We start from the raw sequence: 11127 nt of genomic DNA, 5'->3' as shown, positions 1-11127 counted from the left end.
GCCGGCACCATCACCGGTACCGGCATTTTCATCAGCCATTGCCCGGATCACAGCAGACCGAAACGGACAATAACCTTATGTTTTTTTAAATGGAAAAACATGGAAAACCGGACCTCCCCGAACGACCGGGAGCAGTCTGAATCATTCCCACTCGATCGTCGCCGGCGGCTTACCCGAGATGTCATACACCACCCGGTTGATGCCACGCACTTCATTGATGATCCGGTTGGACACATGCCCCAGCAGCTCATGCGGCAGATGCGCCCAATGCGCGGTCATGAAGTCGAGCGTCTGCACGGCGCGCAGCGCGACGACATACTCGTAAGTCCGCCCGTCGCCCATCACGCCAACGCTCTTCACCGGCAGAAACACCGCGAACGCCTGGCTCGTCAAATCGTACCAGGACTTGCCGGTTTCCTTGTCGATGAACGTGCGCAGCGTCTCGATGAAAATCGCGTCCGCGCGGCGCAGCAGGTCCGCGAAGTCGCGCTTCACTTCGCCGAGAATCCGCACGCCCAGACCCGGGCCCGGGAACGGATGGCGGTACACCATGGCCGGCGGCAAACCGAGCTTGACGCCGAGTTCGCGCACTTCGTCCTTGAACAGTTCGCGCAGCGGCTCGAGCAGCTTCAGATTCAGCGTCTCAGGCAGGCCGCCCACGTTGTGGTGGCTCTTGATCGTCTGGGTGGCTTTCTTGCCCTTGCCGGCCGATTCGATCACGTCCGGATAGATCGTGCCTTGCGCCAGCCACTTCGCATCGGTCAGCTTGCCGGCTTCCGTCTGGAACACTTCGACGAATTCCGCGCCGATGATCTTGCGCTTCGCTTCCGGATCGGTCACACCGGCGAGCTTGCGCAGGAACACTTCGCTCGCGTCGACGTGAATCACCTTCACGCCCAGGTGGTCCGCGAAGGTCGCCATCACCTGCTCGGCTTCGTTCAGGCGCAGCAGGCCATGATCGACGAACACGCAGGTGAGCTGATCGCCGATCGCGCGATGCAGCAGCGCCGCCGCCACCGACGAATCCACGCCGCCCGACAGACCCAGAATCACGTGCTCACTACCGACCTGCTCGCGAATTTTGGCGACGGCTTCGTCGATATAGTGGCCCATTTCCCAATCGGGCTGCGCGCCGCAAATCTGCAGCACGAAGCGTTCGAGCATGGCGCGGCCCTGCACGGTGTGCGTGACTTCCGGGTGCCATTGCAGGCCGTAGAAACGGCGCTTTTCGTCGGCCATTGCCGCGATCGGGCACGATTCCGTTGACGCCATCAGCGCGAAGCCCGGCGGCATTTCCAGCACCTTGTCGCCGTGGCTCATCCACACCTTCAGCATGCCGTGACCTTCCGGCGTGGTGAAGTCGCTGATGCCTTCGAGCAGGCTCGTGTGATTGCGCGCACGCACTTCGGCATAACCGAACTCACGCAGGTGGCCGATGTCGACCTTGCCGCCCAGCTGCTCGGCCATAGCCTGCATGCCGTAGCAGATGCCCAGCACCGGCACGCCGAGTTCGAACACGGCCTGCGGCACGCGCGGCGTGTCCGTTTCGGTGACCGAGCTCGGGCCGCCGGAGAGGATCACGCCCTTCGGCGCGAAGTCGCGAATGAACGACGCATCGACGTCGTACGGATGAATTTCCGAATACACGTTGGCTTCGCGAACGCGACGTGCAATCAGTTGGGTGACTTGCGAACCGAAGTCGAGGATCAGAATCTTGTCGTGCATGGCAGCGGACGGAGTCAAAGAGTAAGCGGATACGGAATGCCGCGCACAGCGCGCGGCGTTGAATTCAAAGCGGTCCACGTGGGGACGATCGAGCATGAAGCGTAACGATGCAGCGGTCTGGCGCGTGCGGCGCCACAGCCAGTTGCCTGCGGCGAGCGCGAACGAAATCCGGTCACTGCGGCGGATGGCGTGGCGCGCGACGCCTCAGCCATGAAACGGCGGCCGGGGCGCGTTGGCGGCGCCGTCGCGGGCTTCGTCACGCGCGGCAGCGGCTTCTGCCCGCGCTGCGCGTTCGGAGGCTGTCAGGCCGGCTTCGTCAGCCACCGGATGAAGCGGCGCTGCTGCGACAGGACTGGCGGGATTGACTGGACGCGTAACCGGCACCACGGGCTCGACGACCGGCTCGGCGTGATACACCGGAAAACCCGCGGTCACGCGATCCGGCTCGCGCCGGTTGGCTGCGTCTTTCGCCGCTTCTTTGGCCGCCTGCTTTTCGGCACGCTCAGCAGCGGCGGCCTCGACCAGCCGCACTTTCTCGCGCCGCCGCACCGCGCCCGACAAGCGCACGCCGCCCAGACCGATCACCAGCAGCACCACACCCGTCAGCACCGCGACGATCTGACCGAAACCGGTCAGCGCCGGCGTATGCAGACCGAGCAGCCAGACCAGCATCAGCACGCCGGTCAGCCAGTTCACATGGCCGACCGTCCGGGCGACCGAGGACGTGAGCGCGCCGTCGATCGACGCGTGCAAGGCCAGCCACGCGAGCCCGATCAGCGCCACGCCAAACCCCTGGCCGACCAGAGCCGGCTGGGTTTGCACCAGAAGCAGCGCGTTGTACAGCGAAGTCCACGGCGTCAGCAGAAACAGCAGGCCGAACGCAAGCAACAGCAAGGCATCGAGGATGAGTACACCGCGCAGCAATGGCTTCATTGGCGTTTAGTCCACGTGGTAGTTGGGTGCTTCCTTGGTGATTTGCACGTCATGCACATGCGACTCGCGCAAGCCCGCGCCCGTGATCTGCACGAACTCGGCCTTGTCGTTCATCTCGGCGATGGTGCGGCAGCCGCAGTAGCCCATGCTGGCGCGCACGCCGCCGATCAGCTGGTAAAGGATCGCGTTGACCGAGCCCTTGTAGGCGACGCGGCCTTCGATACCTTCCGGCACCAGCTTGTCGATGTTCGCGGAGTTGTCCTGGAAGTAGCGGTCAGCCGCGCCGTCTTTCATGGCGCCGACCGAGCCCATGCCACGGTACGACTTGTACTGACGGCCCTGGAACAGGAACACGTCGCCCGGCGCTTCTTCCGTGCCGGCGAACATGCTGCCCATCATCACGGCGTTCGCGCCGGCGGCCAGCGCCTTGCTGACGTCGCCGGAGAATCGCACGCCGCCGTCGGCGATGACCGGCACGCCCGTGCCCTTCAGCGCTTCGGAAACGTTCGAGATCGCCGTGACCTGCGGCACACCCACGCCCGCAACGATCCGCGTCGTGCAGATCGAGCCCGGGCCGATACCGACCTTCACGCCGTCCGCGCCATATTCGACGAGCGCCTTGGCAGCCGCCGCGGTGGCGATGTTGCCGCCGATCACTTCAACCTGCGGGAAGTTCTGCTTGACCCATTTGACGCGCTCGAGCACGCCTTTGCTGTGGCCGTGCGCCGTGTCCACGACGATCACGTCCACACCGGCCTGCACCAGCAGTTCCACGCGCTCTTCGTTGTCTTCGCCCACGCCGACTGCCGCGCCCGCGCGCAGCTTGCCGTGTTCGTCTTTACACGCGTCCGGGTGCTCGGTCTGCTTGGTGATGTCCTTGACGGTCATCAGGCCGCGCAGTTCGAATGCGTCGTTGATCACCAGCACGCGCTCGAGGCGGTGGCTGTGCATCAGCGCCTTGGCTTCGGCGAGCGGCGTGCCTTCCTTGACGGTGACGAGGCGCTCGCGCGGCGTCATGATGTTGCGCACCGGCTCGTCCAGACGCTCTTCGAAGCGCAGGTCGCGATTGGTGACGATACCCACCAGCTGCGCGCCTTCGACGACCGGGAAGCCCGAAATGCCATGCTGACGCGACAGCGCGATCACGTCGCGCACCTTCATTTGCGGCGGTACGGTGATCGGATCGCGGACCACGCCCGACTCGAAGCGCTTCACCTTGGCGACTTCACGCGCCTGCTCGGCAGCCGTGAGGTTCTTGTGGATGATGCCCACGCCACCCATTTGCGCCATGGCGATGGCGAGGCGGGCTTCGGTGACCGTGTCCATGGCGGCGGACACGAGCGGCATATTCAGGGAGATGTTGCGGGTCAGCCGGGTCTTGAGGCTGGTGTCGCGCGGCAGAACATCGGAGAAAGCCGGGACGAGGAGCACGTCATCGAACGTGAGTGCTGTTTGGATCAGACGCATGGCAAATCCTATAGGCGCAAAAGCGAATTATACGCGATACCTCCCTGGTTTTCACTGCACTAACAGCAGCTTAGCGAATTTCGGGCAGTTTTTTCGCATCATCGGGCCGCCGGGATTTCGCTTGTCTGTTCGCCTCGGGTTCGATCCGGTTTCGTTTGCGCGTTCGGGCGCAATGGGGCGCAAGCGGGCGCAAACGGGCGTCGCCGCGTCCCAATGCAGAATCGAACAAGACACCGAAGCCCCCGACCGGCTATTCTGCCGACCATTCCAGTTTTTTCTTGCAGGAGCAGTCGATGCAGCGCGGTGTGGTTTATGGAGTCCTGGCCGGAGCCCTATGGGGCATGGTTTTTCTGGTGCCGCGCGTGCTGCCCGATTTTTCGCCGCTGCTGCTGAGCGCCGGCCGCTACACCATGTACGGCGTGGTCTCGCTGGCCGCCGCGCTGCCCATGGGGCGCTCGCTCTTCAAACGACTGACCCGCGAGGATCTCGGCGCGCTGGTGAAGCTGGCGCTGGCCGGCAACCTGCTCTATTACCTTCTGCTGACGGCGGCCGTCCACCTGATCGGCATCGCGCCGGCGTCGCTGATCGTCGGCGTGCTGCCCGTCACGGTGACGCTGCTCGGCCGGCGCGATCATGGCGCGGTGCCGCTCGCCCGCCTCGCCTGGCCGCTCACGATGGTGATGGCGGGCATCGTCTGCATCAACATCGACGTGTTTACGGTCGCCGACAGCACGCCGGTGAGCGTCGCCACCAAGCTGCTCGGCCTCGCCTGCGCGGTCGGCGCGCTCGGCTGCTGGACGTGGTTCGCGGTCGAAAACGCCCGCTACCTGCAGCGTCAGACGCATTTCAGCGGCAATGAGTGGTCGGTTCTGTGGGGCGTGGTGACGGGCGCGCTCGGCGCGGCGCTGTGGCTCGTGGTTGCCGTGCTGCCGTCGGGCGGCCCGCAAGGCGAGCTGGCCGACGGTCGCTGGCACAGCTTCTGGATGCTCAATCTGGGCCTCGCGATCGGCGCGTCGTGGCTCGGCAACGGGCTGTGGAATGCCGCATCGAAACGGCTGCCGCTGACGCTCTCCGGCCAGATGATCGTGTTCGAGACGTTGTTCGCGCTGCTTTATGCGTTCATTTATGACGAGCGCCTGCCGCGCCCGCTAGAACTGGCGGCGATTCTGCTGCTGGTGGCCGGCGTGTGCTGGTCGGTGCGCCAGCATGCGGACGACGATACGCCCGACGTGACACGAATCAAGGACAAGCCGCAAGTGACGGCGCCTTGAGGCACCTTAAGGTGCCTCAAGGTGCGGCGAGGCGAAGCGCTGTGCGGAGCCGCGCGGTGAGATGCGGCGCAGTGAGGTGACGCGCGGTGAGCCGCGATGCGGCGCCGTGACGTGCGGCGAGGCGAGCCCGAAGTTGCCTGCCGGCGGCTTACCGCCTCGCACCGCGGCGGCCGCAGCGGATCGAGGCGGCTTTCCACCCCACCCGATCCAATCCACTTACCGCGAATCCTTGTTCTGCCAGCGGCGCCCTTCGATCGAGCCCGCCTTGCGGGTTTTCTCGACGCGGCGCTGACGCGACACCTTGGGATCGACCAGCAGCGGCCGGTAAATCTCCACCCGATCGTGGTCGGCCAGCACCGCGTCGAGCGGCTTGAGCTTGCCGAATATGCCCACCTTCTGCGTGGCGAGGTCGATCTGCGGGAAGCGCCGCAAGATGCCGCTCGCATCCAACGCCTGCTGCAGCGTGGCGCCTTCCGGCAGTTCCACGCCAATCAGCGCCTGCTCACCGGCTAACGCGTAGCAGACTTCGATCGACAAGCGCGCGCTCATGCCTTACCGTAGCGCTGATCGGCGCGCTTCACGAACGATTCGACGAACGTATTGGCGATGTGATTGAACACCGGCCCAATGATCTTCTCGAGAATGATGTTGGTGAATTCGTAGTGCAGCGCGAATTCGATCTTGCAGGCATCGGCCCGCAACGGCGTGAAGCGCCAGAAGCCGGTGAACTTGCGAAACGGGCCGTCCGCGAACTCCATGTCGATGCGCGTGGGCCGCTCCATGCTGTTGCGCGTGGCGAAGTGCTGCTTGATGCCCTTGAAGTTGATATCGATCCTCGCCTCCATGCCGGTTTCGTCCCGGCGGCGGATTTCGACTCCCCCGCACCAAGGCAGGAAGTTGGGGTAATCGGCGACGTCGGTGACGAGGTCGAACATCTGTTCCGCCGAATGGCGGATCAACACGGTTTTCTGGACATCTGCCATAAATTGAACAGCGCGTGGCAAGGGTGGACAAGCGCGGCGGGCTTTCCTTGCCCCGCTTTGCTAAAATCGTGATTTTAAACGAGTTGGGCACTTTCCATTCATGAGCATCATCGACAACAGAAAAGCCTTCTACGACTACTCGGTCGAAGAACGCTACGAAGCAGGGCTCGTGCTCGAAGGATGGGAGGTCAAGGCGCTGCGCGCCGGGCGCGGCCAGATCAAGGAAGGTTACGTGGTCATCAAGAATAACGAACTGTTCCTGATCGGCACGCACATCAGCCCGCTGCCCGAAGCCTCGACCCATATCAACCCCGACCCGGTGCGCACGCGCAAGCTGCTGCTCCATAGCGAAGAAATCAGCAAACTGATCGGCAAGGTCGAGCAGCGCGGCTACACGCTCGTGCCGCTGAACTTCCACTACAAGGGCGGCCGCGTCAAATGCGAGATCGGTCTGGCCAAGGGCAAGAAGCAGCACGACAAACGTGAGACCGAGAAGAAGCGCGATTGGGAACGTGAAAAAGCGCGTTTGATGCGCTCGCCGAGCTGATCGTCGGTTCGAGCGGACGCTGCGCGGATATGCCGCGCTTCGTTCGCCGCCAGCGCGCGGCAACGAACCTGCAAGCACTCAAATGAAATTGGCCCGCACAGTCTGCGGGCCATTTCTTTTTTCAGCAGCTAAAGCACGCTCAGCGCATCTCCGTCGTGCCCTTCCCTTTGTTCACGATCGTGAGCGCCGAGGCGATCATCGAACTCATATCCGCCAGATTGCCCGGCACGATCAGCGTAGTGCCCTGCTTCGCCAGATTGCCGAACGCGTTCACGTATTGTTCGGCCACCTTGAGATTGACCGCTTCCATCCCGCCGTTCGACTGAATGGCCGCGGCAATCTTCTGAATCGCCTGCGAGTTCGCTTCAGCCACGGCCAGAATCGCCGACGCCTGACCCTGCGCCTGATTGATCGCCGCCTGGCGTTCGCCTTCCGACTTCTGAATCGCCGCCTCACGCCCGCCGGACGCAATGTTGATCTGCTCCTGCTTGCGCCCTTCCGACGCGGCAATCAGCGCGCGCTTTTCGCGCTCGGCGGTAATCTGCGCCTGCATGGCGTGGAGGATCTCCTTGGGCGGCGTCAGGTCCTTGATCTCGTAGCGCAGCACCTTCACGCCCCAGTTCGACGCCGCTTCGTCGAGCGACGAAACAATGCTGTGATTGATGAAGTCGCGCTCCTCGAAGGTCTTGTCGAGTTCGAGCTTGCCGATCACCGAGCGCAGCGTGGTTTGCGACAACTGCGTGATCGCGAACACGAAGTTGCTCGACCCGTACGACGCCTTCATCGGATCGGTGACCTGAAAGTACAGCACGCCGTCCACCTGCAACTGCGTATTGTCGCGCGTGATACAGACCTGGCTTGGCACCTCTAGCGGAATTTCCTTGAGGATGTGCTTATAAGCAATCCGATCGACAAACGGAAACGCGAAACTCAAACCCGGTGTCAGCGTGCGGTGATAGCGGCCGAGGCGCTCCAGCACCCACGCATGCTGTTGCGGCACGATCTTGATAGTCTGCGCCGCCAGTACGATCACGATGATCAGAAGCACCGCCCCGACGATGGTCGAATCCATGACTGCCCTCCGGTCCCTGGTTGGAATAGTTGTGTGTGCGGCGAGAAAACTCAGGCCGTGGTGGCCCGTTTGGCTGAATGGCGGGCCGCCACGACGAGGAGGCAACTGCCACGCATTTCCGTGATTTCGTAAAGCTGCGCGTCTTCAGGTTCACCCGCGGCCAGTTCGACATCCCATGCCGCGCCGCGGTAATTGGCGCGCGCCCGGCGCTCGTGCCAGGCAGGCACGGTCAGCGTTTGACCGATGTCGAGATTGACGTCGGGGTTGCGCGACGCCTCCTTGCGCGTTTTGCGGCCAAACCGCGAACGCCTGAGCAGCAGCACCGCCGCCAGTGCGACCACGGCCGCGGCGGCGAACTGCACGTCGGCTGCGGCGCCCGCGAGGTGCGCGATGGCGGCCGCTACACAACCCAACGCGATCATTAGCAGATAGAACGTGCCGCTGAGCAACTCCAGCACGACCAGCACGCCCGCCCCGATCCACCAGAACAATCCACCTGGCGCCACGTCGACCTCCACAAAGCAAAACACCCCGGATCTACCGGGGTGTTTATAGCACGAAGCGAACGCATTTTAACGCGCGGTGCAGTACGGTTTATCGTGCAATGAGCGCACGTTTGAAATACCGCGTCGTGCGCTATGCGCGCCGTTATGCATGCTGCTTAGAAAGCGGCATGCTGCTCGCTTCACTTCGCCGACTTTGCCAGTTGCTGCCACGTCTCGACGATCGTATCCGGGTTCAGCGAGATCGACTTGATGCCTTCATCGGTCAGCCACTGCGCAAAGTCCGGATGATCCGACGGGCCCTGGCCGCAAATACCGACGTACTTGTCGAGTCGCAGGCAGGTGTCGATCGCGCGCTTCAGCAGGAACTTGACCGCCGGATCGCGTTCGTCGAAATCGACAGCCAGCAGTTCCATGCCGGAGTCGCGATCGAGGCCGAGCGTGAGCTGCGTCAGGTCGTTCGAACCGATCGAGAAACCGTCGAAGAATTGCAGGAATTCTTCGGCAAGGATCGCGTTCGACGGCACTTCGCACATCATGATCAGGCGCAGACCCTTCTCGCCGCGCTTCAGGCCGTACTTGGCCAGCAGCCCGACCACGCGCTCCGCCTGCTTCAGCGTACGCACGAACGGCACCATGATCTCGACGTTGTCGAGGCCCATCTCTTCACGCACCTTCTTCAGCGCGATGCATTCCATCTGGAACGCTTCGGCGAAGTCTTCGGCGATGTAGCGCGACGCGCCACGGAAACCCAGCATCGGGTTTTCTTCGTCCGGCTCGTAGCGCGAACCGCCGATCAGCTTCTTGTACTCGTTCGACTTGAAGTCCGACAGACGCACGATCACGGGCTTCGGATAGAACGCCGCCGCGATCGTGGCGATGCCTTCGGTCAGCTTGTCGACGTAGAACGCGCGCGGCGATGCGTGACCGCGAGCGACGCTTTCCACCGCCTTCTTCAGGTCCTGATCGATATTCGGGTACTCGAGAATCGCCTTCGGGTGAACGCCGATGTTGTTGTTGATGATGAACTCGAGCCGCGCCAGACCCACGCCTGCGTTCGGCAGTTGCGAGAAGTCGAAAGCCAGTTGCGGGTTGCCGACGTTCATCATGATCTTCACCGGAATCGGTGGCAGTTCGCCGCGCTGCACTTCGGTGATTTCCGTTTCAAGCAGACCGTCGTAAATCTTGCCTTCGTCGCCTTCCGCGCACGACACCGTGACCAGCGCGCCTTCCTTCAGCACGTCGGTCGCGTCGCCGCAGCCGACCACGGCCGGCACGCCCAGCTCACGCGCGATGATCGCCGCGTGGCAGGTCCGTCCGCCACGGTTCGTGACGATCGCCGACGCACGCTTCATGACCGGTTCCCAGTTCGGGTCGGTCATGTCGGCGACCAGCACGTCGCCCGGCTGCACACGGTCCATTTCCGACGGATCGTGAATCACGCGCACCGGACCCGCGCCGATCTTCTGACCGATCGCGCGGCCCGTAGCGAGTACGTTCGATTGACCCTTCAGCTTGAAGCGCTGTTCGGCCTTGCCCACCGCCTGGCTCTTCACCGTTTCCGGGCGCGCCTGCAGAATGAAGATCTTGCCGTCGCGGCCGTCTTTGCCCCACTCGATGTCCATCGGACGCTCGTAGTGCTTTTCGATGATGACCGCGTATTTGGCCAGTTCGATCACGTCTTCGTCCGTGATCGAGAAGCGGTTGCGCTGCTCGTGCGAGACGTCGACGGTCTTCACGCGGCCTTCTTCGCCCGCCTTGGTGAATTCCATCCTGATCAGCTTCGAGCCGATCGAGCGGCGGATGATCGGGTACTTGCCTTGGGCGAGCGTGGTCTTGTAGACGTAGAACTCGTCCGGATTCACCGCGCCTTGCACCACGGTTTCGCCGAGACCATAGCTCGACGTGATAAAGACGGCGTCCTTGAAGCCCGACTCGGTGTCGAGCGTGAACATCACGCCGGCCGCGCCGACGTCCGAGCGCACCATGCGCTGCACGCCAGCCGACAACGCGACTTCAGCGTGGGTGAAGCCCTTGTGGACGCGATACGAGATAGCGCGGTCGTTGTACAGCGACGCGAACACGTGCTTCATGCGATCGAGCACGTCGTCGATACCGACCACGTTGAGGTAGCTTTCCTGCTGGCCCGCGAACGATGCGTCCGGCAGGTCTTCCGCCGTTGCCGAAGAACGCACGGCGAACGACAGCTCTTCAGGCGAGCTGTTTTGCAGGGTTTCGAAGCCCGCGCGGATATCAGCCTCGAGTTGCGGCTGCAGCGGCGCGTCGACGATCCATTGACGGATCTCCTTGCCCGCTTCGGCGAGCGACTTCACGTCGTCGACGTCGAGCGCTTCGAGACGTTTGGCGATGCGTTCGGTCAGATTGTTGTGCTGCAGGAAGTCGCGGAAAGCCAGCGCCGTGGTGGCGAAACCGGTCGGCACGCGCACGCCGGCTTCAGCGAGCTGACTGATCATCTCGCCAAGCGACGCGTTCTTGCCACCGACAATCTCCACATCGGTCATCCGCAACTGCTCGAACGGAACTACATACGCCTTATCCTTTGCGACGGTAACTGCGTTAGTCATACAAGCCCCTAAGTGTGAAAGAAATTCACGGCTGTGCAAGT

At 63.0% G+C, this 11127-nt stretch carries 10 protein-coding genes; 2 read left to right on the top strand and 8 right to left on the bottom strand.

The window, feature by feature from the left end; genetic code table 11:
• Positions 1-141: 141 nt before the first annotated feature.
• The 3 genes from guaA to guaB all read right to left on the bottom strand — a co-directional run bounded on the left by guaA (position 142) and on the right by guaB (position 4125).
• Positions 142-1725 (bottom strand): glutamine-hydrolyzing GMP synthase, encoded by a 1584-nt coding sequence (gene guaA, locus BLW71_RS04070; protein WP_091800376.1) that lies wholly within the window; start codon positions 1723-1725, stop codon positions 142-144.
• Between the two features lie 204 nt (positions 1726-1929).
• Entirely contained in the window at positions 1930-2658 is a 729-nt protein-coding gene (locus BLW71_RS04065) for a hypothetical protein (protein WP_091793370.1), read from the bottom strand.
• Positions 2659-2664: 6 nt separating this feature from the next.
• Positions 2665-4125, bottom strand: a complete 1461-nt coding sequence (gene guaB / locus BLW71_RS04060) for an IMP dehydrogenase (RefSeq protein WP_091793368.1) — start codon at positions 4123-4125, stop codon at positions 2665-2667.
• A 293-nt stretch (positions 4126-4418) separates the two neighbouring features.
• Here guaB and BLW71_RS04055 point away from each other — a divergent pair, with 293 nt between their 5' ends.
• On the top strand, positions 4419-5396 hold the full coding sequence (locus BLW71_RS04055; protein ID WP_091793366.1) for a DMT family transporter: 978 nt from the start codon (positions 4419-4421) through the stop codon (positions 5394-5396).
• A 216-nt stretch (positions 5397-5612) separates the two neighbouring features.
• Here the strand turns inward: BLW71_RS04055 and BLW71_RS04050 are convergent, their stop codons facing one another.
• Both BLW71_RS04050 and BLW71_RS04045 read right to left on the bottom strand, forming a co-directional pair.
• Positions 5613-5945: an RnfH family protein gene (locus BLW71_RS04050; RefSeq protein WP_091793364.1), complete on the bottom strand. Its 333-nt coding sequence runs from the start codon at positions 5943-5945 to the stop codon at positions 5613-5615.
• Positions 5942-6379 carry a type II toxin-antitoxin system RatA family toxin gene (locus tag BLW71_RS04045; protein WP_091793362.1) on the bottom strand — a complete coding sequence of 146 codons (438 nt, stop codon included), beginning with the start codon at positions 6377-6379 and terminating at the stop codon, positions 5942-5944. The genes BLW71_RS04050 and BLW71_RS04045 overlap by 4 nt, the downstream gene beginning before the upstream one ends.
• Positions 6380-6479: 100 nt before the next feature.
• Here BLW71_RS04045 and smpB point away from each other — a divergent pair, with 100 nt between their 5' ends.
• A complete protein-coding gene (smpB, locus tag BLW71_RS04040) occupies positions 6480-6926 on the top strand; it encodes an SsrA-binding protein SmpB (protein ID WP_042323149.1) in 447 nt (148 codons plus the stop codon).
• 139 nt (positions 6927-7065) lie between these two features.
• Here smpB and BLW71_RS04035 read toward each other — a convergent pair whose 3' ends face one another.
• The 3 genes from BLW71_RS04035 to ppsA all read right to left on the bottom strand — a co-directional run bounded on the left by BLW71_RS04035 (position 7066) and on the right by ppsA (position 11086).
• Complete coding sequence (locus BLW71_RS04035) at positions 7066-7998, bottom strand: SPFH domain-containing protein (protein ID WP_091793360.1); 933 nt, start codon at positions 7996-7998, stop codon at positions 7066-7068.
• 50 nt (positions 7999-8048) lie between these two features.
• Positions 8049-8504 carry an NfeD family protein gene (locus BLW71_RS04030; RefSeq protein WP_091793358.1) on the bottom strand — a complete coding sequence of 152 codons (456 nt, stop codon included), beginning with the start codon at positions 8502-8504 and terminating at the stop codon, positions 8049-8051.
• 179 nt (positions 8505-8683) lie between these two features.
• A complete protein-coding gene (gene ppsA / locus BLW71_RS04025) occupies positions 8684-11086 on the bottom strand; it encodes a phosphoenolpyruvate synthase (protein WP_091793356.1) in 2403 nt (800 codons plus the stop codon).
• Between the last annotated feature and the right edge of the window lie 41 nt (positions 11087-11127).

The sequence above is a fragment of the Burkholderia sp. WP9 genome, assembly GCF_900104795.1.
In the GTDB taxonomy this organism is placed as follows: domain Bacteria; phylum Pseudomonadota; class Gammaproteobacteria; order Burkholderiales; family Burkholderiaceae; genus Paraburkholderia.
This window is presented reverse-complemented; position numbering and strand designations above follow the sequence as displayed.